The sequence below is a fragment of the Providencia sp. PROV210 genome, assembly GCF_028479445.1.
Classification (GTDB): Bacteria; Pseudomonadota; Gammaproteobacteria; order Enterobacterales; family Enterobacteriaceae; genus Providencia; species Providencia rustigianii.
In genome coordinates this window covers 123,386-149,599 of sequence record NZ_JAMPNQ010000006.1, presented here as the reverse complement: position 1 = coordinate 149,599, position 26,214 = coordinate 123,386, and the positions used below count along the sequence as shown (strand labels likewise).

21 protein-coding genes and 1 pseudogene are annotated in these 26,214 nt (G+C 41.7%); 9 read left to right on the top strand and 13 right to left on the bottom strand.

The window, feature by feature from the left end:
• Positions 1-10 precede the first annotated feature (10 nt).
• From PR761_RS05975 to PR761_RS05950, 6 genes and pseudogenes are all read right to left on the bottom strand, one after another.
• Complete coding sequence (locus tag PR761_RS05975) at positions 11-1,564, bottom strand: AbgT family transporter (RefSeq protein WP_006813338.1); 1,554 nt, start codon at positions 1,562-1,564, stop codon at positions 11-13.
• Between the two features lie 297 nt (positions 1,565-1,861).
• A complete protein-coding gene (psiE, locus tag PR761_RS05970) occupies positions 1,862-2,269 on the bottom strand; it encodes a phosphate-starvation-inducible protein PsiE (RefSeq protein WP_172459984.1) in 408 nt (135 codons plus the stop codon).
• A 333-nt stretch (positions 2,270-2,602) separates the two neighbouring features.
• The gene (locus tag PR761_RS05965; protein ID WP_326832400.1) at positions 2,603-2,902 is read right to left on the bottom strand and encodes a GFA family protein; all 300 of its coding nucleotides are present in this window, start codon (positions 2,900-2,902) and stop codon (positions 2,603-2,605) included.
• A 17-nt stretch (positions 2,903-2,919) separates the two neighbouring features.
• Positions 2,920-3,192 carry a hypothetical protein gene (locus tag PR761_RS05960; RefSeq protein WP_006813341.1) on the bottom strand — a complete coding sequence of 91 codons (273 nt, stop codon included), beginning with the start codon at positions 3,190-3,192 and terminating at the stop codon, positions 2,920-2,922.
• A 174-nt stretch (positions 3,193-3,366) separates the two neighbouring features.
• Positions 3,367-4,848: a DUF3999 family protein gene (locus PR761_RS05955; protein ID WP_154611043.1), complete on the bottom strand. Its 1,482-nt coding sequence runs from the start codon at positions 4,846-4,848 to the stop codon at positions 3,367-3,369.
• Positions 4,845-7,280: pseudogene (locus PR761_RS05950) on the bottom strand (DUF2339 domain-containing protein). The gene PR761_RS05955 and the pseudogene PR761_RS05950 overlap by 4 nt, the downstream one beginning before the upstream one ends.
• A 991-nt stretch (positions 7,281-8,271) precedes the next feature.
• Here PR761_RS05950 and PR761_RS05945 point away from each other — a divergent pair.
• Together PR761_RS05945 and glpX are read left to right on the top strand one after the other, a co-directional pair.
• The gene (locus PR761_RS05945; protein WP_006813345.1) at positions 8,272-9,195 is read left to right on the top strand and encodes an AEC family transporter; all 924 of its coding nucleotides are present in this window, start codon (positions 8,272-8,274) and stop codon (positions 9,193-9,195) included.
• A gap of 156 nt (positions 9,196-9,351) precedes the next feature.
• On the top strand, positions 9,352-10,329 hold the full coding sequence (gene glpX, locus PR761_RS05940; protein WP_265524824.1) for a class II fructose-bisphosphatase: 978 nt from the start codon (positions 9,352-9,354) through the stop codon (positions 10,327-10,329).
• 63 nt (positions 10,330-10,392) lie between these two features.
• Here glpX and dtpA read toward each other — a convergent pair whose 3' ends face one another.
• Positions 10,393-11,865 (bottom strand): dipeptide/tripeptide permease DtpA, encoded by a 1,473-nt coding sequence (gene dtpA, locus PR761_RS05935; protein WP_006813347.1) that lies wholly within the window; start codon positions 11,863-11,865, stop codon positions 10,393-10,395.
• 897 nt (positions 11,866-12,762) lie between these two features.
• On the opposite strand from dtpA, the gene PR761_RS05930 reads away from it, so the two are divergent.
• Positions 12,763-13,824, top strand: coding sequence for a tetratricopeptide repeat protein (locus tag PR761_RS05930; RefSeq protein WP_115164193.1), 1,062 nt, complete (start codon positions 12,763-12,765; stop codon positions 13,822-13,824).
• 154 nt (positions 13,825-13,978) lie between these two features.
• On the opposite strand, the gene PR761_RS05925 is transcribed toward PR761_RS05930, so the two are convergent.
• The 6 genes from PR761_RS05925 to dpiB form a co-directional block, all read right to left on the bottom strand.
• On the bottom strand, positions 13,979-14,953 hold the full coding sequence (locus PR761_RS05925) for an aromatic ring-hydroxylating dioxygenase subunit alpha (RefSeq protein ID WP_195848293.1): 975 nt from the start codon (positions 14,951-14,953) through the stop codon (positions 13,979-13,981).
• Between the two features lie 26 nt (positions 14,954-14,979).
• Positions 14,980-15,918: a GNAT family N-acetyltransferase gene (locus PR761_RS05920; protein WP_230083590.1), complete on the bottom strand. Its 939-nt coding sequence runs from the start codon at positions 15,916-15,918 to the stop codon at positions 14,980-14,982.
• Between the two features lie 197 nt (positions 15,919-16,115).
• Positions 16,116-17,270, bottom strand: a complete 1,155-nt coding sequence (locus tag PR761_RS05915) for an ATP-grasp domain-containing protein (protein ID WP_115164190.1) — start codon at positions 17,268-17,270, stop codon at positions 16,116-16,118.
• Between the two features lie 269 nt (positions 17,271-17,539).
• Positions 17,540-18,022, bottom strand: coding sequence for a glutathione peroxidase (locus tag PR761_RS05910; RefSeq protein ID WP_154611041.1), 483 nt, complete (start codon positions 18,020-18,022; stop codon positions 17,540-17,542).
• A gap of 45 nt (positions 18,023-18,067) precedes the next feature.
• On the bottom strand, positions 18,068-18,751 hold the full coding sequence (gene dpiA / locus PR761_RS05905; protein ID WP_006813351.1) for a two-component response regulator DpiA: 684 nt from the start codon (positions 18,749-18,751) through the stop codon (positions 18,068-18,070).
• The gene (dpiB, locus tag PR761_RS05900) at positions 18,744-20,381 is read right to left on the bottom strand and encodes a sensor histidine kinase DpiB (RefSeq protein ID WP_154611040.1); all 1,638 of its coding nucleotides are present in this window, start codon (positions 20,379-20,381) and stop codon (positions 18,744-18,746) included. Before dpiB ends, dpiA begins: the two co-directional genes overlap by 8 nt.
• A gap of 370 nt (positions 20,382-20,751) precedes the next feature.
• Here dpiB and citC point away from each other — a divergent pair, with 370 nt between their 5' ends.
• The 6 genes from citC to citG are packed head-to-tail and all read left to right on the top strand — an operon-like array spanning position 20,752 to position 25,975.
• Positions 20,752-21,828, top strand: a complete 1,077-nt coding sequence (gene citC, locus PR761_RS05895) for a [citrate (pro-3S)-lyase] ligase (RefSeq protein ID WP_115164187.1) — start codon at positions 20,752-20,754, stop codon at positions 21,826-21,828.
• Positions 21,825-22,121 (top strand): citrate lyase acyl carrier protein, encoded by a 297-nt coding sequence (citD, locus tag PR761_RS05890; RefSeq protein ID WP_112836579.1) that lies wholly within the window; start codon positions 21,825-21,827, stop codon positions 22,119-22,121. The genes citC and citD overlap by 4 nt, the downstream gene beginning before the upstream one ends.
• On the top strand, positions 22,121-23,017 hold the full coding sequence (gene citE / locus PR761_RS05885; RefSeq protein WP_006813357.1) for a citrate (pro-3S)-lyase subunit beta: 897 nt from the start codon (positions 22,121-22,123) through the stop codon (positions 23,015-23,017). The genes citD and citE overlap by 1 nt, the downstream gene beginning before the upstream one ends.
• Before the next feature lie 11 nt (positions 23,018-23,028).
• The gene (gene citF, locus PR761_RS05880) at positions 23,029-24,555 is read left to right on the top strand and encodes a citrate lyase subunit alpha (protein ID WP_039854210.1); all 1,527 of its coding nucleotides are present in this window, start codon (positions 23,029-23,031) and stop codon (positions 24,553-24,555) included.
• Positions 24,556-24,558: 3 nt separating this feature from the next.
• Entirely contained in the window at positions 24,559-25,104 is a 546-nt protein-coding gene (gene citX / locus PR761_RS05875) for a citrate lyase holo-[acyl-carrier protein] synthase (protein ID WP_154611039.1), read from the top strand.
• Positions 25,085-25,975, top strand: coding sequence for a triphosphoribosyl-dephospho-CoA synthase CitG (citG, locus tag PR761_RS05870; RefSeq protein ID WP_154611038.1), 891 nt, complete (start codon positions 25,085-25,087; stop codon positions 25,973-25,975). Before citX ends, citG begins: the two co-directional genes overlap by 20 nt.
• Positions 25,976-26,214 lie beyond the last annotated feature (239 nt).

The following is a 26,214-nucleotide window of genomic DNA, read 5'->3' as shown; positions in this document are numbered from 1 at the left end:
TACCTTTTACTTATGGCGCAGGCTGCCATGTATAACCGCTATCAAAACCAATTGGAATATCGAATGCCCAGAACAGATATAAAGTCGCTGTTAAGGTGATTAATAACCCTATAGTGAATGGGATCATCATTGAGCACAATGTACCGATACCCGCATTTTTATAGTATTTTTGGCAATACATTAAGATCAGCGGATAAAATGGGAACATTGGGGTACTCACGTTCATCGCGGAATCGCTCACACGGAATGCTGCTTGAGTTAATTCTGGTGAAATACCCACTGCCATTAACATTGGAACCAAAACTGGCGCCATAATCGCCCATTTAGACGTCGCTGAGGTGATCATGATATTTAACACTGCGGTCAGCAAAATCACGCCAAATACGGTCATTCCTGATGGCATATCTAAGGTACGTAATAACTCCGCACCTGATAATGCTAATAATGTTCCTAAGTTAGAGTGTTGGAACGAATACAGGAATTGAGCTGCAAAGAAAGCAAATACAATAAATGGAATCAAAGATTTAGTGATGTTTTCCATCGCCTTAACCACATCTTTGGTTGAGGTGAAGGACTTCGTCATATAACCATACACAATGCCGGGTAATGCGAAGAAAATAAACAGTAACGGCACGATGATTTGCATTATTGGCGCTTTTGGGCTCGTTAAGCTACCATCGGGGCCTCTTAATGGCGAGTTTTCTGGCCATAATAGTGCAAATAAACCAATAGCAAGTCCTATCACAAACAACCCTGCAACACGAAACGCACGGTGTTCTTGAGGCGTAATTTTACCTAAATCCTGCTCAGCATCGATATCTACGTCAGACTGTGTAATTGGTGCATTTTTATTTAACCACGGCTCTACGATTTTTTCAGTAATAAACCAGCAAGTGAAAATAACACCAAAAGTACCACCAAGACTGAAAAAATAGTTACACAGCACATTAACGCTATATCCCGGTGCTAGCATCTGTGCCGCATCTTGTGTAAAACTTTGCATGATGGGGTCGATGATTGATGGCGTATAGCTTGCTGTAAATCCACCCGCTAAACCTGCAAATGCTGCCGCAATCCCAGCTAAAGGATGACGTCCACTTGCGTAGAACATCATTGCTGCAACTGGCATTAAGATGACATAAGCAGAATCAGAAGCTACGTGGGAAACAATCCCAACAAAGACGACAGTTGGCGTCAGCATCTTTGGTGAAATGAAAGACAGCATTTTTTTCAGCGCAGTGTTAATAAATCCACTGCTTTCCGCAATACCAATGCCCAGCGTTGCGACAATGGTTATCCCTAGAGGTGGGAAACTGATAAAATTTTTAACCGCGGTTGTCACAAATAATATGATTTCCTCATATTGAAACATATTCACAACTGCGATTTTTTCTTTAGAGATAGGATGGTAATAACTAAAATCTACAAATGAAAGTAGATAAGATAAAAACCAACATATTACTAGGGCGTAAACAAATAGCATTGTTACATCCGGCATAGCATTGCCGATACGCTCAACACGATTTAAAAACCCTTTTTTCCTAGGTAGTGTTTTCGTTGTCATAGTTTGCAAGTTACTTATGTTATTAGAATAGAAACATTATCACAGTAAATAACCCATTTAGAAAAGTAAAACACTTTCTGACTTTATTTCAACAGAATAAGAACTACTAAACATTCCCTTTCAGCAATACTTATATTATTGGTTTTCATCTAAAATAATTTACCTTTAATTTTATTTTAATCTCGATTTACAATCGGATTATATTACTTAGGTAGTGATTTTATTTATTTCAAAATCGCGCCAAGAAGAATGATTATTATTATCCTTGACGTGACCGATAAATTAATTTGAAGTGTATTATTCGCGTTTAAGTTTCTCAGTATTGGAAATATAAAGTGCGACCACTAGAACTAAGATTGCCCCCGCATGCAGGAGTGTCGTCATTGGATCACTATGGTCAACAATGATTAAGCGGATAATCGCGGTTATTCCAATATAGATAAAATAGCGTAGTGGAAAATGGAAACCTGACATAAAATACTTAATTATCAATGCAATGAACTCAAAATACAGAAAGTAAATCACAATAGCTTCTAACAATTCATACGCTTTAGCTTCTTGGGTACTCCCAAACATCAAGGAGGCCATTGTGAATGTTTCTTTGGCTAAAAAGAAAACCAATACTGCCGCTAAAGCGATCAAACCGATATTAAGAACCCATTGAAGTACCCAAGCAATATTACTCGCATGCTTCATACCCTTCATACTATTCATTAATTGTTCCTCAAATTACTCTCTCTGCGTTTAAAAACTCTAAGTTATATTGTTTATTTAACTTAGTGGGAATATAAAAAACCCAGAGGGGAATAAACAGATTAAAATCGAATAGATTAATTATAATTGAATTTTACGACACTGACATTACAAATGAAGGTTTAAATTAACTTAAGATAAATAGCAGGTATAATACCTGCCAATCAGTTAACTCGTTGAATTATTATTAAATAGGCTTAATACATCTTGCTCAGTAAGCATTATTGTCTTTTCAACAAAATTATAGTAGTTAGGTTTACAGTCAATATAGATCTGTGTTCCCATCTAGGCATGATTACTTTCACTGAATAGTGCCGCAGAGGCGTAATACAGCGATGGAGTATGCAAATGATAAAACAAATGGGTACCACACTGTTGACAAAATGCCCTCTCCGCCCATTCAGAAGAAGCAAAATACCTGACAAACTCTTCACCTTCGATATTCAGATTATCTCCACACTCTACGGTCATTCCGGGGCCACCATTCCATGTCTGACACATACCACAGTGGCAAACATGAATTTTTTCAATAGGTTTATCAATCAGTAATTTAACAGAACCGCATAAACATTGCCCTTCGCACATAGCCTTACCCTTATAATTTATCGTTTATAAAAGTTAAATTGACGACCTGTAAAACGCTTGTCGTTAGTAATTTCACTAAGCTCTTGACGACTTACTTCATGGTTCTCACGTCGAGATTCAAGATCCGCATCATCATTATGAATGATGCGATCCAGAGATAATTCGTAATAGCTGCTATTCGCGCCATCAAAATCTGCAACTAAGGTCGTATCCGCTGATTGTGCAAAAACCGAGGCACTCGTCAGTAATGCAATCGCTATAAAGAAAGGGGTAAATAGGCATTTTTTCATTATCTTCTCCTCATGTTCTCCTAATGTTTTAACGCAATTAGCTGTCAAATAATACAGAGGAAAAGTAAGTGTTTTATAGGATTAGTAAAGGTGAATGATGAAAGCCACCAAATCTATACACTCTATAATTTGGTCAATAAAAAAGGAGCTAATGCTCCTTTTTACATCACTTATTTATCTTTCAGAATTCGTTCCATTTGATGAATTCACTTGTTTGAGCAAATACCAGCAAAGATAAAGCAGCCCGACAATTCCCATAAATAGCAGAGCCCACAGAGCAATCACCATCCAATTAAAGTTATCTTGAACCATTTCCGTCTGGGTTCTTTTTTCAACACCACCTAATGTCAGTAATTTACCTTCTGTGGTTATTTCAGGATAGCGAGACATTACCTCTTCAACATTATAAGCATGGCCTATTAATTGGGTATAACTGGCTTTATCTAAAGGAACTTGTTTATTTCCCCAAACAAGTAAGAATGGTTCAGCGCCTTGCATGTTTACCACCAAGTTTATAGCATCCCGCATACCATAAATAGTTGGTGGTAGCTCATCCCAACTGCCTTTTAATGCCGTAATTCTTAATCCCTTGATTATTTTATTATCAATCATTAAGTTCGGATTACTTGCCCTTTCACCATCCGTAATTTGGTTGAATACCATTATATTTTTCAATGGCTTCCACTCATCATTGCTGCTTGAAATATATTCAATTTTCAATGGGATCACACGATTTGATTGCTGTAATTTAATGCTTAGTTCAGAAATAGGCTGAGGCATAGGTAGACGATAAATGACCTGCTCCCTTGAATTTCCATCATTCGTAACCTCAAATAAAAATGATTCCTGACGATGGAATAACGTAGCCACATTCTCAAAGCCTGAGACTGTTTTTAGATCGGGGATCTCGGTATCCTGCGGACTCACTATCACCAACATTAAATACGGTGTTGCCAATTCAGTCGGCGTTCCTCTCAATAACTCGATCGTATTACTTGAAACTACCCCTGAATCTAATTTCAAACTCATTACAGGCTGATTAGCCGCAATATTCATCCACTCTTTTTTATCTGAACTGGCATACACGAAAATTTTCGCCTGCCAATCTTGTTGGCTATTAGCCCAGGCTAAATTTAAACTGGTTAACAAACCTTCTTTGGATTGCTGCTCGCGAGATAACAAATAGGCTTGGTAGGTAGTTTTATCCTTTCTTTGCATATTGGGTAATTCAATACGATTCACTTTTCCTGGTACTGATTCCACCAATATATATTGGCTGTCTGAACGATCATCCTCTTGAGAATTCACATTATCGGCACGAGTGACTAAGCGTTGGGAAGTAAAATTAACCGTCGATGTTGCCTGTGACTTATTCGTATCGAAAAATAGCGCCGATGGAACTTCATCTCCCGTTCCATTAAATACACGAACATCTTGCAGAGTATCTGGATAGGCTGATTGCATATAAGCATTAGCGGGTAACTCCAACCAATAAAATGCGCTATTCCTATTCGGTGAACTTAACTCTATTCCTTGATAAAAGTCGTAAGGCGTTATTTCTTTAGATTCATTCGCATAACTTCCATGGGATAATGGCAACATAAAGGAGAAAATCGCCAACAGTCCGCCAAGTTTAATTATTTTTTTGGCTTTCATGCTTGAGTTTCCTTTTCTACAATTTCTGTTTTATCTTTTGGTGGAAGCGGTGAGAAATAACCAACCACTAATATGAGTACTGCAACGGCAATAAACGAAACGGCTCTGGAAATACCATCCTGCCCATAGATATCAATAAGGAACAGTTTTGCAATAACACAAGCGAATATCACCGCACCAGCGACCCACCAAGCACGACTTTTTTGCAGTGCAGCAATCACCATACAAACTAATGCAGCCGCAGCCCAGCTAATCGATAATACTGTTTGAATTAATCGTGAATCATACAAGACATAACGATTCCACATTAAATCAGCAAAATCTGCCGTCGCTCGAAGAATAATGCCGTTGTACCAAATCACAGACAATCCAATAATCACGAACAATAACCCCTGAGTAATGATCGAGTTTATTGCTGTCACCTTTTTGATTTTTTCCATCAACCCTTTACGCATTAAAAGGATCGTAGCGATACTAAATAAACCAGCTTCATCTAACGGGTTAATTAATGGGATATAACTCCAGTAAGTCAATTTCCCATCTTCCATGTTCGACCAACACGAAAGCGCTGTCAGGCCGGCCATTAATGGTAATAGACTATACCAATACAGCGCACCATGACGGCGCATTGGCGCAAATTTATGGTTTTGCAGCCAATATAGCACCAACACCAATAACGTTATCGCCATAATATAGATAAAATAGCCTAATTCGCTCATACCCCACGGTAAGATCACTACAAACCAGTTCACCTGTGTAAGGCCAAAAATAATAATCAACCATAAGTTAGCAATATGAGTCATACGCTGAATTAATAAATTTCGAATTTTATAGGCGTATAAAACAGAGAGGATTGAACTACCTAAAATTACAGGCCAAATCAGTGAACCTTCACCACGCCCCATCGGGTTAATATCAAAATAGAAATCAATACTGAGATAATAATAGGCAACAATCCACAAGAAAAATTGGCAGAGTAATAGCGGAGTCCAATTAATACGTAATGCAAATAAACGCCAACACCATGATGATATTAGCACTAACGCCAGAATGATCAGGCTTTCTGTTTCGCTATTCCATGACAATAGAGTGGAAAGTTCAGGAACCCAAATAAACCAAATGAGTAAACCTAAAACCAATAGCCCGTAACTCATCATACTGAAATAGTTTTCTTCTTGGCGACGCAGATGGAATAACCCTCCCGCGCAAATACAAGCAGCAATCAGGCCTGGCATCATATAGATGTGACTGTCATCCCAATAAAAATAAGGATAATCACTTAACACCATCACCGCACTCACGATGATAAGTAAGGATGCCCCAAGCGCCATTTTTTGATGCCCTTGTCGTAAGGCAAACCACAGCAGTAATAATCCCTCTACTGACCATATGATCGAGGTCCACGTAAAGGATAAAGCAAGGGGAATGGCCGCCGTCACAAAACCGGTTCCAATCACCATATTTGCCAATGCCATATTTTTACCTGATGCTTGATAACGTTTATGAAGACGTAACCCCACAAGTAAATATAGCAACCCAAGAAATAGAGAGATAAAGGCAGGTATAAATCCGAGCCCATCAGAGATAAAGAACTGCATCCCAATGCTCATCAATGGAGGGAAAAATAATAGCGTATTATCCACCACCAATTGTTTACTATGGTCAAAACGTAATGCAAACAGTTGAGTCAGCAAATTAAAGATAAATAAATTGGCAATAATAAAGATTTAGCAAGAGAGATAATAATCATCAATGTAGTTATCTAATCCCCATAATACGGCAACCCCGTATGTCATGAACATTCCAACTAAATTGAGAGGCCGCCATGCCTGCCAACCACTAATAATTAAAATACCGGTCGACAACATTAAATAGTATGAGAATAAAATAATATGACTGCCCCCACCAGTAGAGAGCAGAATTGGGGCTAAATATCCTCCAAGAGAGGCTAAAATAGCCAAACTTATCGTGCGTTGTAATAATGCCAAGGCAATGCTTGCAGCGCAGATAACCAACATGGCGACAAAAGCAAAACCATAGGGGATCATCGTATATAATTTAAAGGCCGCGAATATCGTAATATATAAACAGCCGATTGCCCCACCTTGTAATATCAAACCAAATAAGGCTTTTTTAGTACGTACCCACCAACCTATACCTAATAGAACTAAACACCCTACCGCACTCATGACCAGTCTTAATTCTGGGGAAATAATGTCATTTTGTACACTGTAACTCAGTAGATAGGCCACCCCCAAAAACAGCAGTAAAATGCCAATTTTAGCCAATGGGTTTCCGGTCACTAACCACGTGAAGAAATGTGAGAATAGGGATTTATTATCCGATGAGTCTTGATTTTCGACGGATTTATCGAAACGATTAGGATTGACATTTTGAGTGGCTTTTATACTCGCTGATGTTGGTATCACCATGACAGGCGATTGAGTCGATATTGCAGCGATAGGTTGAGGGAGAATTTCTTGGATTTCACTCGGTATAACAATCACACTAGGTTGTGGTTCAATATTGGGGGTCAGTTTATGGGATTCAGACTGAATTTTTGATTGAGCGAGTGAAGATAGATTTTCTTGGGAAACTTGATTTTCTAAAATAATAATTTTTTGATTTAACTGATCAATTTGGTACTGCATTTTGGTAGTGCGATTCATAGCAATCATCGCAAGTATTGGCGCTAAAATAACCAAGATGATTAAGATGAGCCCTACGAGTATCCATGTATCCACAAATAGGTTTCCTTCTTGAACCCAATGTTAGCAACCCAAAATATGTTGAAAGTCGATTTTAGGTGATAAATTAAACGCCGAAATAGACGTCATCGTTGCAACAATTTGAGGTAATAACCAATCAATCAATGCAAAAAATAATCCATAAAATATCAATGTGCCCTAGTGTAGAGACGAATATCTCACTTGCCAACAGTAGGTAACAATATGTTACAAAATAACTCCCCTTGCGAGTTATTCCCACATAAACCTCAAAACGCATTAATAGCTTATTTATCAGTACTCATAATACGAGTTTGGCAATCCAAAGTAACTCGGATAATACTTAATAATCATTTAAAGAGCATCCAAAACTTACAACTAATAATAATAGCAAATTATTTTATTTTTTCGACATTCTATTTTCGATAGTTATTTTAATATCCATCTAAATATACTAAATATACAGATAATAGATGTATTTTTACGTAGTTATGTTATTTATATATTTAAACCAACTATTACCCTACTTAACAAATCGCTATTATCTTTTATCGACTTGTTTTAGATATTATTTGGTTCTAAATAAGTTATATGTCAGAGCTTTAATTTATTACAGTTAGCCCTAAATTATTCGAATTGTAGCTAGGAAAAACCAATGACGTAGCTGTACGAAGAATAATCGTAGAAAGGAGAAAAAATGCTACTACACATTATTTTAGAAGCCCTCAGCCCCATCATTTTAGGTCTTGCTGTCGGCTGGTTATCGGGGAAATATGGTTTTGTTAAACGGGAATACTCCCAAGCTTTCGCCGATTTTGTTGTCAAAATTGCGTTACCCTTCGCCTTGTTCCTTGCGGCTGTACAAGCACCGCCATCGGTTCTCTTAAACGTAGACTATCTACTAGCCTTAGCGGTCGGTCTAATTGCCTCTTATGTTATTGGTTTCTTTGTCGGTAAAGTTTTCTTCCGTCACAATAAAACTGATGCTGCGATGCAAGCATTATCCGTGTCATTTCCGGATATGGCGTACTGTGGGCCACCAGTTTTACTTGCAACGGTAGGCTCATCCGGTCTTATTGCCATGGTACTGGGTAACTTAATTTATACCGTTGTGATTATTCCGTTTACATTACTGATGATCAGCGGCACATCTAAAGGAAATGGGATCCTAAAATCTGTAGGTAAAGCCGTTGCACAGCCGTTAGTTTTCTTACCAGTTTTAGGTGCTGTGCTCGCAATTTGTGGCGTCAAGTTACCAGAAATTCTACAAAACTCAGTGAATGAGCTAGGTAAAACTGCGGGTGGTGTTGCCCTATTCTTCCTCGGTTTATTACTTTCTGGCATTAAACTCACCATCAGTAAAGAAATTATCTTTAACGTTTTTGTAAAAAACTTTGTGCAGGCTGCCTTAATTCTAGGAACCGGTCTTGCTCTAGGTTTAGAACGTGATTTACTAAAAGCGGCCTTTATTATTGGGGTTCTACCGACAGCAACCGCTGTTCCAGCTCTCGCAATCAGTAATAAAGCGTATACGGAAACCTCCGCAGCGACAGTACTCTTAAGTACCATAGCCGCTTTAATCTCCATCATTGGCGGTATTACTATCGTCGAAATGCTGTAACTCTTAAGGGTGGGAGAAATCCTACCCTTTCCTCGTTATTCTCAATTCTCATCGCTGTTTTCCTCGCCAATCATTTGCTATGCCAATCACAATAAAAGTATCATAAGTACAGTTATCTCTTTTTTTAGATTTGTAGGAATAAAATAAACAATGAAAATCAGCGATGAATTAGCATCCGCTATCGCGTCTGTCACCGAAGTTGCGGCAATTGCCGCTTTTGAATGGGTTGGGAAACAAGATAAAAATGCGGCGGATAATGCCGCTGTTGAAGCGATGAGAAACCGACTCAATCAAATTGATTTCCATGGGAAAATTGTGATTGGTGAAGGTGAGATCGATGAAGCACCGATGCTGTATATCGGTGAACAAGTGGGTAAACAAAGTAGTGAGCATCATTTAGATATTGCTGTAGACCCAATTGATGGGACTCGAATGGTCGCTTGCAATGAACACAATGCTATTGCAGTCCTTGCTGCTGCTCCAACAGGAACGCTGTTACAAGCACCTGATATGTATATGGAGAAAATGGTTGTTGGCCCCGCAGCTAAAGGCGTTGTTCATCTTAAAAACCCCATCGAAAAGAACTTAGAATTTCTCTCTGCTGCACTAGATAAACCGATTTCGATGTTAAATGTGGCAATATTAGATAAACCTCGCCACCAGCATATTATCAAAATTATCCGAAATTTTGGCGCTAACGTCATTACCATCCCTGATGGCGATGTACTGGCTTCGTTACTCACTATCTTACCAGAGCATTCCATCGATATGATGTACGGCACGGGTGGCGCACCTGAAGGCATTATCAGTGCAGCGATTGCACGTGCATTAGGGGGCGATATGCAAGCGCGCTTAGTGCCACGTAATAAAGCCAAGGATGATACTAAACAGAATCAGCTATTAGCTGCTCAGGAAGCCATTCGTTGCCAACAGATGGGTATTGAGATTGGTGAGATCTTAACACTCGATTCAATGGTAAGTACCTCGGATGTGATTTTCTCTGCTACTGCTATCACACCAAGCGTGTTGATGAATGGGATTTCTAATGATCCCCACAGTTGCAGTGCCAGTACCATTCTGGTCAATGGTAATAACCGCTCAATGAAAATCATTAATAATCGATATTTTAAATAACCGATTCATATAAAAACAAAAAGGGCGATATTTCTATCGCCCTTTTTTATCACTCTTTCAGAACTATTTATGTTCTAACGTCATACGATTTAAGAGTGGAGCAGTCAGTACCATCACAATCGCGATAGCCCCTGTCACTAAACCAATCTTCATAAACACATCGCTGTACACAGCCAGTGATTCTGCTTTGCTCGTAATAACCCCTTCAGGAACCGCTGCCAGTGAAGCAACAGAACCCGCGATAAATGCTGCGGCAGAGTTAGTTAAGAACCATGCACCCATGATGAAGCCCATTAGACGCTGTGGAACTAACTGAGCCACCATCGCCAGACCTAAGCCTGAAATCATCAGTTCACCAATACTTTGGAAGCCATAGCAGATAATCAGCCATTCAACAGAAACAATACCAGCTTCATTGGCAAATTTAGCACCAATTGGCAATACGAGGAATGCCGCTGAACACAACAACATACCAATGGCAAACTTGTGCGGCATTGGTAAGTTATCGCCCATTTTATTATAGACAGCAGCCAAAATTGGGCTACCAATCATAATCCATAATGGGTTCAACGCTTGATACTGCGCAGGTTCGATGGCGAAGCCTAACACTTCATGCTCAACGTTATGCAGAGCAAAGAAGTTCAGAGACGTTGGCATCTGGCTATACAGAACAAAGAAGACAATCGCTTCAAGCATTAAGATAAGCGCCACAACCATACGACGACGAGCAATCCCTTTTAATGCGAGCATCTCTTTGACAAAGATAACTAAGATACCGACCGAAACTAAGCCTAATACCGCACGAGCAATGCCTAAGTTATGGAGTAACCAGTTAGAGATGACGACCAGTGCAACAACACCAATAATCGTCGCGAATAATTTAGACAACACAACTGGCTCAAAGTCAGGTTTAGAACCGTGATCCGAAACCCATCTTTTACACATGTAGAAGTTAACAAGTGTAATGATCAAGCCCACAACGCTGAGGGAGAATGCCACATCCCAGCCGTAGTGTTTTGCTAACCATGGCGTTGCCAACATTGAGAAGAATGAGCCGATGTTAACGGACATATAGTACATGGTAAATGCACCGTCCAAACGAGGGTCATCTTTGTCATAACAGGTAGACAACAAGGAGGATGGGTTAGCTTTAAATAGACCGTTACCCACGGCAATTGTTGCTAAACCAAGATACACCATGGAAACGTCATGCCCAGAGTAGGCAACAAACGCATAACCAACAATCAGAACGAGTGTCCCAAGGACAATGGCTCGTTTGGTTCCAAGAACTTTATCTCCTAACCAACCCCCAATGGCAACAAACCCATAGACCAATGCAGAGAATGCAGCAAACAGCGTGATTGATTCCGCTTCTGACATTCCAAGCACTTGGCTAAGGTAGATTGGGAGTATCCCCTGAAGACCGTAGTAACCAAAACGTTCCCAGAGTTCGATAGAAAAGATTAGATAGAATGAACGAGGTTGCTTAAACGCGTTAAGACTGACTTCCTCTTTATTGTTGTTTGTTGTGGACACAAGTTACCTCTAGTACAACCTGTACATATGCAAAAAAAACCACGGAGCGCTATCTGCGCCCTCGCATTGTTATTGTCTCAAGAATTTAAGCCTTAAAAGATTCAATCTCGGTTGGAGGAGTATCAATCCCTGACCTCAAAGCAAACAAAACTGTGTGTAAATATTGTTTATGAATCGTGCAGATAAAATTCAATGAGTTAAAGCATATTTGATTATTTATTCAACATTATTACGAATATATGCCGATTAAAATAGAATAACCAATTATGCCATATACACTATTTATGCACCAAAACTATATAATATGCTAGTATTAATTACTGAATTAATAGTTACTCATCGTGATTCACTTCAATTTTTTGAAATTATCTGGAATTATTGCCGACCGTTATTTAACCGTTTGTTTATTACATGTTAAGCATAATGTTCTAATTTTAAGCAACCAATAAATCATGCAACATAAAAGAATCATTTATGAAATAAACATATTTAAGTTAAATTATCGGGGTTGAGGCTACAGAGGAAGGAAATAAGGTCAGATTTTGCGCAAAAAAAAGCCCAGTAAAAATTACACTGGGCATAATGCATTCTATTAAGGATCGTGCTACTACTTCAAACTACACTACATAGATGCATTATTGCATTACTTCATGTAAAGAAATGAATGTTGAGGGTAAATATATGAATGTTTGCGCAAACAAACAGTAATATAGATATTAATAAGACCCACAGCTTGTCAGAAAGGTTCCATTTATTTTTGAATATTTTTAAAATTTTTTACAACCCTATGATTTGAAATCATAATTAGAATATAAATATTGGCAATTGCATCCACCATAGCAACCAGATACCCTGTCCTTAGGAATAAATGGCGAAAATTCATCCCAAGGATAACGCGTGAAACGGTTTGCACTCTCTTTACTCTTTGTCAGTTACCTATTCGTTAATTTCAGTTACGCTAAAACGGTTGCTACTCCTGCTGAAACACCAAAAATTGATGAAAAAAGTCTGCTTAAATTAGTAGAAACAGGGCAAGCAGAAGCTCAATTCAATTTAGCTATGTTCTATCAATCCCATGGTCAGCTCGATAAAGCATTACACTGGTATCGCCTATCCGCTACACAAGGCTTTAGTAAGGCACAAATTAATCTCGCGTTGATGTATCAACAAGGCATTGGTGTCCCTAAAGATGAACAAGAGATGTTGCGGTGGATGGAAGCCGCTGCCAAGTCAGGAGACCCCATCGGTCAAATGAATATGGCAGAGTACACTTTGCAAGGCATCCCAAAACTTCTCGAAAAAAATCCACAGCAAGCCCTTGATTGGTTAGAAAAAGCGGCGGAGCAACAATTTCCAGCAGCACAACTAACGCTTGCCTATTGGTATGAAAAAGGCGTTGTAGGCGAAAAAGAACCCCAAAAAGCACATCAGCTTTACCTTGCATTAGCCGAAAAAAATCATCCACAGGCCCTTTATTTATTGGGATATCAAGCCGCGACGGGCATGTATAAAAAAATCGACTACCCCCTCGCCTTTCACTATTTTACTCGCTCCGCTGAACTGGGGTTTTCCCCTGCCCAAAATAGTCTTGGGATGCTCTATTTATCAGGGCAAGGTGTAAAACGCGATATTCCCTCCGCCATTAAATGGCTCACCCTTGCGGCCCAGCAAGGCGAAGTTTCAGCCCAATTTAACCTTGCTCTAATTTATGCGCGAGGTGATGGAATACCAGCGGATCAAGCGAAAGCCTGTCAGTGGTTTATCAAGGCCGCCAACCAACGCAGCCCTGATGCTCAATATGCCAGCGGAGCTTGTTATCAGTATGGAATGGGCGTACCGCAAGATGATACGAAAGCCTTATATTGGTATCGCCTTGCCGCCAAGCAAGGGGACGAACGCGCCCAGAAGAAGGTATTGATCTTAGAAAATGATTTACAAAATTCTGGGAAAGGGAAATAGCCTAAGACTGTCTGCATAAAATAGGCTTTATTCGTTAGCTCACACTTGAGCTAACGGGGTTGGTGGTTTATGCAATCGTCTCTGCCGTATATTCCGCATCAGGTACGACAAATAACGCGAGTACTTTCTCTGCAGCCATATTCCGTGCAACTATTTAAAGCCGGAAACAGAACTGCCGCTCCTCAAACGTTAGCGGCTTACCATTTTCAAGTAATTGCCGAATGCTCGGCCCAAGTAGATCCTGCTCACCATCCACTGGCGTGACAGGCACTTCTTGAAAACGTAGTTTATTGGTACTGACTTTCTCCAATATCTGCCTGTCTTGGCGGAGGATCACGCGGAATAACCGGCTCAATACGTAACGCTTGATCATTGCAGGAAGTCTGCCGCGCCGAGTGGCTATTCGGGCAAACACACGTAACTGACCATTTCCACAAGGTACTAGCCAAGCGCTGACAAGCAGATTGAGCTTATCACTGCGGTCGCGGTACTCAATTTCTGCCAGACACGGCAGACGAAAGCGCCCCATACTGACTCCGCGCTCACGCTCAAACAGTCGTGAAATAAGCCCTGACTGCTTCCCTTCTTCGCTATACACCGCTTCGACGCCATCCGCCAGTGGGCGAACTCGGGCACTGATTTGTTGCCGCTGCCTGTCGTGACGGATCCAGCCTGAGTGGACGAAATGAGTGTGGAAACCATCAAGAAAATTCTCAGCAGCGTCCTGCAACGAACACTGCACTTGATCGGTGACCCAAAACGTATCTAACTGCTCACTCTGTTGAGCAGGTGCAACCGGCGAAATTAACGGCATTTCAGTGCTCAAACTGACCCACACCAGCCCGTGAGATTCACAACAGGGCAAACTCTCAAGCAACGGCTTGCTTCCTAAAACTCGGTTACTACCGGGTACTCGAGTACAACGCCCGTCGGCGGAAAATCGCCAGCCATGATAAGGACATTCAATCTGTCCATCGCATATTTTGCCTGCGCTCAATGGCGCAAAACGGTGTGGACAACGATCTGGCAGCGCAGCAGCACGCCCATCACTATCACGAAACAGTACCAACGGAGAGTCATATAACTGGCAAGCTACCGGTTTGCCTCGCAATTTGTCGCTGAGGGCCACGGGCCACCATTGATGATCAAATAGATTCACAGTTTGAACTTCCTCATGATAGGCACACCAATCGCATGTAACAGATAACTAAGAACTCGCCATACAAGCCGTCGCCCCCAAGACAGATGAGCGATGTAGAGCAGACTGTATTCGATCTGTGGCTGACCACCCCGCAAGCGTTTGAATTCGGCAGCACCAGAGCTAAAATTTAGCACCTGACGACGCTCAACAGCTTCTTGCAGGCACAGGCGGGTCAATTGTCGATACAATCCAAGCCGTTGGGGTAACGCAGTGTCATAACCCACTATTGGGGTGCTGATCACAGTGGAAGATGAGAACCAACCCAACGCGCCGTCAATACGTCCATCAGGGGCACGCAAAGCACGGATTTCTAGCCAACCCTCACGCTGTCCCTGCTGCAACCATTGTGCATTATAGTGTGGATTCAGTGTGCAATATTTATCCAAATAAAGCAGGTTATAAAGATGCTCTATTCTTTTGAAATCCGTATCATTCAATTCGCTACCGGATACGACGGTATACGGGCTTCGCCGTAATAAAGTGGCATCCAGCCGAGTATTATGGTGCTTAAGAAATGGTGCTTGCCCCCCTGCCCGACCATCAAATAAATAGACTTGCCGACTAGGAATACTCAGGTATCCGCGGTTTTTCAAGCATTGGCGCAACTCACGGTTGCTAAAATCATTAAGCGAGCGAAAGCCGATTCCGTGCTCAGGGAACTCTTTTCGTAGCAGTGCCGTGATCGCGGGTAACTCCGAGATATCCCAATCAGTAGGATAAAGATTGGTCGATAGCAGCCAGTTATTTACTTGTACCAATTTGTTAACCTTACCCGCACGCAATAGGCGGTCAACACCGTAAATAAGGAACGTCAACGGCCACGTCAGATAAGGCCGGCCGAGGCGCTTGATTTCTTCGCGGGCATAACCACTGTAGGCAGTTTGCGGGGACACAACATAGCAGTTGTCATCGGGTTCGTTGCCATCTGTGATACTGACAGGAAACTGCTGCGTTTCCGTATCGAGCAGCCCCATTTTCGTGCTCACATTGCCTATCAAGCACTTGCTAGCACAGGCGCGGACATAACGCCGAGCCAAGCTGTCATTCGAGCTGGCACTCTCACTAAGAATTTGATCTTCGGACAATAATTTCATGGCGTACGCTCATTTAGCGGCTGGCCGTTCCATTCGATATCAGCCGTAGACGCCGTTAATAATCCACAGCGTCGAGATACAGCCCGAGCAATGATTTCCGAGAGGCTTCCAACTTGTGCTATCAATGGCCACCAGTCACCTTTTTGCACGATAACATCACGGGCTGCGGCATAATCACGCCAGAAAGGCGGGCTCAGGGCTCGTCGTGGTGCTGTAAATAGCAGCATCGCCAATGCGATCATTCGAGGCTCTAATGTTGGTTCAAGTGTCCGCTCGAGTGGATGACTCAAACTATTCACTAATAACTGTCGCTGATTGTCGAACAGATGCACACCACTGGTCGCTCTTGGATTGCATTCCAAGACATAGAAACGGCCATTTTTGTCCTGAATAAAATCGAAACCCACCTGTCCGCTATAACCCGTTTCTCGGCCAAAATGCTCAAGAAACTGGCGTACGGGTTCCGGTGCGCTCGGCTGGAAATAGATCCCTGAGCCACGACCGACTCGATAACGCGGGTGATAACAGCTGTGAGCGCGTAAGTCACCGTCAACTAAAACACTAAAACTGCAAAACTCCCGCCCCTCAATAAATCGCTGTGCAACCCATGGCTCGGCTTGAGTAGGCTGCACGTTATTCAGCTGTTGGCTAGATGGTCGGATTAAGGTTTGTGAGGCAAAGCGTGAATACGCGGGTTTGAATACCCAGCTTGCAGCATCGTCCGCGAATGTGAGCAATGCATGGCTGTCTTTCAGTAGATGGGTTTCAGGAGCAGCTAAAGACCAGCCATCCGTCATGGCCGCAAAGTGCCCTTTATGGTGCAACTGGTGTAACAGCGAAAAGTCACTGATTAATACCTGACACAGCGGTGATAGGCGTTCTAGGCCGTGAGCTAAGTAAAACACTTCTTCACACGTTGGCAGCAGAAGGTCAATACGTTGATTTACGATCACTGTCGCAAGAGCTTCAATCCAAGCTTCTGGGTCCTGTCGAGGTTCTGGCAAGCGGGCATAGTGCTGCACTGAGCAACTAAAGCGGGTAAGTGGCTGGCTTAATGAATCACCGACACTAACTGTCCATCCTGCCTCATCAAAAGCTCGCGCCCATTCTAGGCAGGCAGGCGCACGTGCACCAAGAATCAGTACGTTCATAACAACCTTATGGAAAATTGGCGCAAATATGAGGTTATACAAGCCTTTTTAATGAAAAATGACTTACAAAATTCCGGAAAAGGGAAATAGCCTCAGACTGTCTGCATAAAATAGGCTTTATTCGTTAGCTCACATTTGAGCTAACGAATTTATCGGTACAGCACACGTAGAGTTAATCGTTGGTTTTGAGTGAAAAGCTAGAATTCCCCTTTCTCAAAGAATTCACTGTCAAAAGCACTCTACAATTAATGACTAGAATTTCTGAGAACTTAAATTTTAAGTGCCGCAACAATTGCCGCTTCTATTTTTTCTGGGGCAGTAAACGGAGCAAAGCGCTTGAGCGGTTTACCGTCGCGACCGATCAAAAACTTCGTGAAATTCCACTTGATCCGCCCGCCTAGCAAACCGGGTAACTCGCTTTTTAGATAACGAAATACTGGGTGTGTTGCAGCGCCGTTGACTTCGACTTTATCAAACATCGGAAAGCTCACGCCGTAGTTAATGTAGCAGGTCTGCGCGATTTCCTCAGCGCCGCCGGGTTCCTGTTTTCCAAACTGATTGCAGGGAAAACCAAGCACCACAAAACCCTGATCCGCGTATTTTTTGTAGAGTGCTTCAAGACTGCCGTATTGTGGTGTAAAACCACAATGGCTAGCGGTATTAACGACGAGAACCACCTTACCCGTATAGTCAGCCATCGAGACAGGATGGCCGCCAAGACTTGTCGCGGTCAATTGATAAAAGGTGGTCATATTAGGATCCTTAAAACAGAGCCAGTCGATAGTGCTATGTATTTGCTAACTAGGCTTACCACGATAAATTCGCTGAGGGCGGCCAACCTTACCATATTCAATTTCAGCTTCGATTTTACCTTGGGCTAAACAATATTCTAAATAACGACGAGCGGTAGTTCGGCTAAGTTTAATGGTTTCGGCGATACTTTCCGCCGTGTATTCCGTATCCGAACTGGCAAATAATGCCAACACTTTATCCAGTGTTAACCCGTCAATTCCCGTCGGTAATTCTTCTTTCATTTCACCGCGAGCATAAGTATTGAACATATCATCAATCTGGCTCTGGCTGGTTCTTTGCTTGCCTTGAACAACCGCTTTGCGTTGAATATAACGATCTAATGTTTGCCCCAAACGTTCATAGGCAATCGGTTTTACTAAATAATCAAAAACCCCCAGACGGATTGCCTCGGAGACGGTTTCCATATCACTGGCCGCAGTCGTAAACACGATATCTGCACTATTTCGTTCATGTAACAGCTCATGCACCAAATCAATGCCTTTACCGTCAGGTAAATAGTTATCGAGTAAGATCAAGTCAGGCTTCATGTACTCAATCATTCTTCTTGCTTCGGCAAGATTCCCGGCAAGCCAGACCTTGTCACAAGCAGGATAAGTTTTTATATACTCGGCATGCATTTCTGCAAGGAGCAGTTCATCTTCGACAATGAGGATTTTTATCTTAACCATGTTGAGTCTTCACTTTCGGTATAAATATTGAGAACACAGTACCATGCGGTTGATTTTCTTCAATTATCACCGCCCCATTACATCGATTAATATAGGATGCCACTAAAAATAGTCCTATACCATGCCCATCGACAGCATCCGTTTTCGTTGTTGTTCCTCGCTCGAACCACTTATCACGCAGCTCTGGAGGAAAACCGCATCCTTGGTCAGCAACTTCAATCACAATCTCTTTTCCTTCATCTGAGAGATATAATTCAACCCGCTTATTGCTCGCCTCATTTTTCAAGCTAGCTTCAAAGGCATTATCCAATAAGTTACCCAACACTGCGCAGAATTCTGTGCTATTTAATGACTCTGGTAATTCATGCAACTGACAGCCAGGGACAAAAACCAATCGTAAGCCTAACTCTCTGGCTCGATGATATTTACCAAACAACAATCCTGCGACCTGTTTATCAGCAAATTGTTCTCTCAAGGAGTCAATTAACTGTTGGCGGGATTCAGATTCCCCCTTAATTAAAGCTAGCGCTTGGTCATATTCTTTCATTTGTAGTAGACCGCTCAGCGTGGAGATCCAATTAAGGTGTTCATGGCGTAAGGTTCGCAAATTATCCACATACTGGCGTACTTGGGATAGCTGGGAGTTTAAGGATTCTATATCATTTTGGCTACGAAAGCTGATGACGGCGCCGGCTAAAGAGTCACCATCCATAATGGCTACTCGACTAGCAATGACATTTAAGCCATTAAACTCACAAACAATATCATGCTGATTCTTCAATATATCTTTGGTGAAAAATCCTGATGGTGAAATATAATCAGCAACGGGTTTACCCATAATTTGCTTCGATGACTCACTAAGTGCCAGCATTTTCCTTGCATTGTGGTTGATACTGATGATTTTGCCATAGTAGTCAACCGCAATAATCCCCTCAAAAACCGCATCAAAAATACCTTTTTGAACCAAAACGAGTTGCGTAATTTCTTCAGGTTCCATCCCCAACATCTCTCGCTGAATCAATCGAGTAAATGCCCATGATAAAAACAGCAAAATCACTAAAATACCCAAAAAGGTGGCGGAGGTTTGAACAAATAACTCGGATAAAGACGTGTCAATTTTTTGAGTCAAATAGCCGATGGAGACAACCCCAATTACCTGACCATTCGTATCAAAGATAGGTGTTTTAGCGCGAACCGCATTCCCCATGGAACCTTCACCTTTAATAAAATAGCTTTCGCCATTCTCCAAGGCTCCGGGTTTATTCCACTGCATTTTATAACCAATTTTCTCACCATTAGGATGATACAAACGAATGGAATTCTCATCTCCGATCACCACATAGTCATAACTCGAATCTTGGTTTAATTTATCCGCAATAATTTTGAGCTTAAGAATATCTTTATCTTTAACGGCGCTGACAACCCCATCAATCGATGCAATCAATTTAGCTTGGCTCATCGCCAGCGACCGAATATTCGCCATCAAGCGGTTTTCAGCCGTATCCGTAAAATACTTCCCTAAACCTACCGTGAGTAATAGAGAGGCCAATAACAATAAAAGAAATACTCGCCCAGAAAATGAAAGGAGATTTCCTTTTTTAAATGCAATTTTCGGATAGTCTGCTTTCATCTTGCCTCTCGTTACCGATTGAAAAGTAAAATTATTGTTACAAAAAAACACCGCTACATCGTGGATTACTGTAGTTTAAACGCGATGAATAATAAACATATTATTAATTAAACACATTAAAACCACGGAATAAAGTTCATATCCATTAATTAAAAACTTTAAAACCATTAAACAAATACAAACTCATATTAGAAGTATGAAATAGGTCAAACATATTAAATACAGTCTATTTAATATAAATATTGAAAAGGATAATTAAATAAGAATTGAGTGCTTGGCTAATATAAAAGATGTGAAAAATATTTATTTAATTAACTTTAACATTAGCAACATTTTAAATACATCTCTAAATGAGATGCAGGATACCATTATGTTCGAACACATAACGTTTAACCAAGTAAAACGTCATGAGAACAGAAAACTCAATGAAATCACTCAATTTTTAAAAGAGAATGATTTAGACATTGATGCCAGCGTTGATGTTTTCATTACAATAACACGCAATGAAAAATTAATTGCTTGCGGTGGACTTGCTAAAAATGTCATTAAATGTGTCGCCATCAGTGATGAGGTTCGTGGTGAGGGTTTAGCATTAAAACTCGCTACTGAATTAGTCAATTTGGCTTACGAAAATAATACAACTCATTTATTTATCTACACCAAATTTCAGAATGAAGATTTATTTCATCAGTGTGGTTTTCATACCATCGCATCCGTGCCGAATGTCATGGTATTAATGGAAAATAGTTGCTGCTACTTAACTCGCTATATTAAAAGCTTAAAAAACTTACGCCAACCGGGTAAAAAAATTGGCTCGATTGTCATGAATGCCAACCCTTTTACGCTGGGTCATCGTTATTTAATTGAGCAAGCAGCAAAACAATGTGATTGGCTGCATCTGTTTGTAGTAAAAGAAGATACTTCGCGTTTTCCCTATAAAGTCAGACTCAAACTGATTGAGGAAGGCACTAAAGGTATCGACAACTTAACCATCCACAAAGGTTCTGAATACATTATTTCACGGGCGACCTTTCCTTGTTACTTCATTAAAGACATTACGGTCGCCAATAACTGTTATACCGAAATCGATATTAAGATTTTTCGTCAATATATCGCACCTGCACTGGGAATTACCCATCGATTTGTTGGTTCTGAGCCATTTTGCCAAGTCACTAATCAATATAACCAAGACATGCGCTACTGGTTGGAAACTGATGAGATGCCATTCCCACCCATTGAGTTAGTTGAATTTCCGCGAACAGTGATCGACGGCACGGCAGTTTCCGCGTCGCAAGTCCGAAAACTGCTCGCTAAAAAAGATCTTGCGGCGATCAAGCCGATTGTGCCTCCTGCTACCTATCAATATTTGCAAGAAATGTTGGCAGCACAAGCACAATCAGCCTCCGTCCGCACTACAAGTTCTGAATTAGCTATAGGTGAATTATGAAGATATTACATGCAGCGGTTGCGGGCACACTCGAATCGAGCGATGTCATGATACGAATCGAACCTTTAGAGGATACCAGCGAGGTTTCATTGCAAATAACCAGTAGCGTAGAAAAGCAATTTGGTGATGCTATCCGCGCTATCGTACTGGAAATGATTGAAAAATATGAAATCCAAGGCGCTGAGATCGTGGTGGATGATAAAGGGGCATTAGAGTGTGTATTACGCGCCCGCCTCGAAGCATTATTAGCCCGTGCTTGTGACTTAGAAGCCCTGCCATGGGAGGATAAATAATGACACCGGAAAGAAAAAAACGCACACGTAGAAGCATGCTGTTTGTACCCGGTTCAAATGCCGCAATGCTCAGCAACTCTTTTATTTATAAAGCCGATGCGCTGATGTTTGACCTAGAAGACTCAGTGACAATCAGAGAAAAAGACACAGCACGTCGTTTGGTGTATCACGCATTACAGCATCCGCTGTATCAAGATATTGAAACGATTGTGCGGGTTAACGCCCTTGATTCCGCTTACGGTGTCGCCGACCTCGAAGCCGTGGTTCGCGGTGGTGCAGATATTGTTCGCTTACCAAAAACCGATACTGCACAAGATATCATTGATATCGAAAGTGAAATTTTACGTATTGAAAAAAGCTGCGGGCGCGAAGAAGGCAGCACCGGATTACTGGCTGCTATTGAGTCCCCGATGGGAATAACCCAAGTGGTGAACATCGCCCACGCCTCCCCAAGATTAATAGGCATCGCATTAGGTGCCGAGGACTATGTCCGCAATTTGCGTACCGAGCGGTCTCCAGACGGCATTGAACTCCTCTATGCTCGGTGCGCCATTTTACAAGCTGCACGCTCAGCCGGTATTCAAGCGTTTGATACCGTCTATTCTGATGCAAATAATGAAGAAGGCTTCCTCAACGAAGCCACATTAATTAAGCAGCTTGGATTTGATGGCAAATCGTTAATTAACCCAAGACAAATTGAGTTACTCCATAATCTGTATGCGCCAACTCAGAAAGAAGTCGATCATGCCCAGCGCGTTGTAGATGCCGCTGAAGCCGCTGAACGGGAAGGTAAAGGAGTTGTTTCCCTCAACGGTAAAATGGTGGATAGCCCTGTAATTGAAAGAGCCCTCGTCGTGTTGTCACGCGCGGCATTATCAGGTATTCGGGAAGAGTGAGGCAGAAGAAAATGACAAATAATACATTGCGTCAGGCTCGCGTATCAGCCTACTTAGCACCAAGCGACAGCCAATTACCGCGTGAATTTAAAGACATCGGTAAAGTTCAGCAACAGGTGCAAAAACCAAGAAACCGTAAACTGTGTGAAGATTTACACGTTGCTATTCGCCGCTCAGGCTTAAAAGACGGGATGACTATCTCATTTCATCACGCATTTCGTGGGGGCGATTTAACCCTCAATCTGGTCATGCAAGTGATTGCCGAAATGGGTTTTCGTAATCTTACCCTCGCCTCTAGCTCGTTAAGTGCTTGCCACTCACCGTTAGTCGAACATATTCGCCATGGGGTCGTCAGCAAAATATACACTTCCGGTGTTCGCGGTGCTTTAGCTGAAGCGATTTCTCGTGGAGAACTCGATGAGCCAGTACAAATCCATTCTCACGGTGGACGTGTAAATTTAGTACATAGTGGCGAATTGAATATTGATGTCGCATTCCTCGGAGTGCCTTCATGTGATGAATACGGTAATGCCAATGGCTACACAGGCAATGCCAGCTGTGGTTCCCTCGGTTATGCGAAAGTCGACGCAGAAAATGCGCGTAAAGTCGTGATGTTAACCGAAGAATTACTCACTTATCCTCATAATCCATCAAGCATTAAGCAAGATGAAGTTGATTACATAGTCAAAGTTAAACGCGTCGGTGACGCAGACAAAATTGGCGCAGATGCCACTCGCATGACCTCCAATCCCCGCGAATTACTCATCGCGCGTACTGCGGCCGATGTGATTGAAAAATCGGGTTTCTTCAAAGAAGGATTTTCACTACAAACTGGTACTGGCGGCGCTTCTCTGGCAGTGACTCGCTTCCTTGAAGATAAAATGCGTCGCCACAATATCCATGCGGGATTTGCACTGGGCGGGATCACCTCAACGATTGTGGATCTCCATGAAAAAGGGTTGATTCGTAAATTGCTCGATGTGCAAAGCTTTGACCGTGCTGCTGCCGAATCTTTAGTACGCAACCCAAATCACATTGAAATTAGTGCTAACCAGTACGCCTGTTTTGATTCCAAAGGTGCTTCCGTTGATATGTTGGATGTGGTGGTATTAAGTGCATTAGAAATTGATACTCGCTTTAATGTCAACGTATTAACCGGTTCTGATGGCGTCATCCGTGGTGCATCTGGTGGTCATAGTGATACGGCGGTGGCAGCCAAATTATCTATCATTGTCGCCCCCTTAGTACGAGGACGTATCCCAACATTGGTTGATGAAGTCCTTACCTGTGTCACTCCCGGTTCTAGCATCGATATTTTGGTGACCGACCACGGTATCGCCGTTAACCCTGCTCGCCCTGAACTGAAACAACAATTAGAGAGCCAAGGCATTAAAACTGTGTCAATTCAGTGGCTACGTGAACGAGCTCAACTACTAACAGGTAAACCTAATCCAATAGAGTTTACCGATAAAGTGGTTGCGGTCGTCCGTTACCGTGATGGTTCAGTCATTGATGTTGTCCATCAAGTGAAGGAGTAGGTCATGTTTTACCCACTGCCTGATACCCAAGAGCAACTTGAGATTTCCTTACCTGACTTATTGGCGAGTCGTGATGCCCGTCAGGCTCGCCAGCAAGAATGGATTGGTCTCCATCAGGTAACCTTGATTTCATTTACTGTCGTCTTTCCTGGTCCGGTTAAAGATAACCATTTGGTTAGACAGATTTTTAATCAAGGGTTGAATGCGCTTAAGCAAGTTGCTTCATGCAGGCAGTGGGTACTTTTATCACAACAATCTTTTCCATTAGTTACGGGTCCTGAGTGTTTAGTTGCAGTAAACGCCGATGCATTAGACGTCAAAAAAGCCTTAATCGATGCAGAAGAATTATCACCAATTGGCAGACTTTGGGACTTTGATGTCTTTGATTCTCAAGGAAAGCTATATTCTCGCAGCCAATTTGACCTACCAACAAGACGTTGTTTGGTCTGTGATAAGGAAGCCAAAGTGTGTGCCCGCTTGCGTAGCCACTCACTTGACCAAATTTTATGCCGTATCAAGGAGTTAGCGTATGTTCCAGCAACGAATTGATCAGCAAACTGGGTTAACGGATGATGTGGTTAACCATTATAGTCACCTTGCTTGGCAAGCTATGCTGGCTGAAGTGAATTTAACCCCGAAACCGGGTTTAGTAGATGGACACAATACGGGTGCTCATAAAGATATGGCGCTCACCGATTTTCATTTAAGTGCCAATGCAATTGCTCAATTTTTCCCACAATTTTTACGGGCGGGTGACCAATATAAAACCTTACCTATTGAGCGTGTATTAGGCCAAATTCGTGGAATTGGTATTGAATGTGAAAAAGCGATGTTCAGGGCAACTCAAGGCGTCAATACCCATAAAGGTTCTATTTTTTCACTGGGTTTAATACTCACCGCCATGGGTAGGCTGATGGGATTAGGGGAAAAAGTGACCCCATCAACAATTAGCCAAACCGTTTCTGCCATGTGCCAAGGGATCACCGCCGAGTTAAAACAACCTGCCGATAATCTAACCGCAGGGCAACGTTTATACCAAGCTTACGGTTTAACTGGCGCAAGAGGCGAAGCTGAAAATGGCTATCAATTAGTGACGGAGCACGCACTGCCATATTATCTACAGCAGTTAGCTTCCGGAAAAAATGCCGATATCGCCCTACTCAGTACCTTAATTTTGTTAGTGAAAATTAATGATGATACCAACGTGGCAAATCGCGGGGGCATGGCGGGGCTAAATTGGATAAAACAGCAAGCGGCTCAGCTGTTACAACATGATTTTCACGACAAGCATGATTTACACAAGATCCAACAGTTTGACCAACAATGCATCCAAAAAAATCTCAGCCCAGGAGGTAGTGCAGACTTATTAATTCTGACTTGGTTTTTTGCCCGATTACCTTATCACCCTATGAATTATTAATATGAAAAAATAAAAACCAATGAATATAAAAATTCAAAGTCTGTATTTAAAAATAAAAGTAACAAAATAAAAAAACGTTTTTAAGCAAATTACACATCAGTACCGTTAAACAGTTTATAACATTTCTGAAATAGTACGATTTTCAATAGATTTATTACTCTATTCAAGATACCGCTATACCCAGAAATAGGTTTCCACACATTTTAGATATTCGTTTTATGTGATTTAAGAAATTTAAA

Coding starts and splice junctions, on each gene's coding strand:
- PR761_RS05975 (WP_006813338.1), bottom strand. CDS start 1,564: ATGACAACGAAAACACTACCTAGGAAAAAAGGGTTTTTAAATCGTGTT.
- psiE (WP_172459984.1), bottom strand. CDS start 2,269: ATGAAGGGTATGAAGCATGCGAGTAATATTGCTTGGGTACTTCAATGG.
- PR761_RS05965 (WP_326832400.1), bottom strand. CDS start 2,902: ATGTGCGAAGGGCAATGTTTATGCGGTTCTGTTAAATTACTGATTGAT.
- PR761_RS05960 (WP_006813341.1), bottom strand. CDS start 3,192: ATGAAAAAATGCCTATTTACCCCTTTCTTTATAGCGATTGCATTACTG.
- PR761_RS05955 (WP_154611043.1), bottom strand. CDS start 4,848: ATGAAAGCCAAAAAAATAATTAAACTTGGCGGACTGTTGGCGATTTTC.
- PR761_RS05945 (WP_006813345.1), top strand. CDS start 8,272: ATGCTACTACACATTATTTTAGAAGCCCTCAGCCCCATCATTTTAGGT.
- PR761_RS05915 (WP_115164190.1), bottom strand. CDS start 17,270: ATGAACGTACTGATTCTTGGTGCACGTGCGCCTGCCTGCCTAGAATGG.
- PR761_RS05910 (WP_154611041.1), bottom strand. CDS start 18,022: ATGACCACCTTTTATCAATTGACCGCGACAAGTCTTGGCGGCCATCCT.
- dpiA (WP_006813351.1), bottom strand. CDS start 18,751: ATGGTTAAGATAAAAATCCTCATTGTCGAAGATGAACTGCTCCTTGCA.
- dpiB (WP_154611040.1), bottom strand. CDS start 20,381: ATGAAAGCAGACTATCCGAAAATTGCATTTAAAAAAGGAAATCTCCTT.
- citC (WP_115164187.1), top strand. CDS start 20,752: ATGTTCGAACACATAACGTTTAACCAAGTAAAACGTCATGAGAACAGA.
- citD (WP_112836579.1), top strand. CDS start 21,825: ATGAAGATATTACATGCAGCGGTTGCGGGCACACTCGAATCGAGCGAT.
- citE (WP_006813357.1), top strand. CDS start 22,121: ATGACACCGGAAAGAAAAAAACGCACACGTAGAAGCATGCTGTTTGTA.
- citF (WP_039854210.1), top strand. CDS start 23,029: ATGACAAATAATACATTGCGTCAGGCTCGCGTATCAGCCTACTTAGCA.
- citX (WP_154611039.1), top strand. CDS start 24,559: ATGTTTTACCCACTGCCTGATACCCAAGAGCAACTTGAGATTTCCTTA.
- citG (WP_154611038.1), top strand. CDS start 25,085: ATGTTCCAGCAACGAATTGATCAGCAAACTGGGTTAACGGATGATGTG.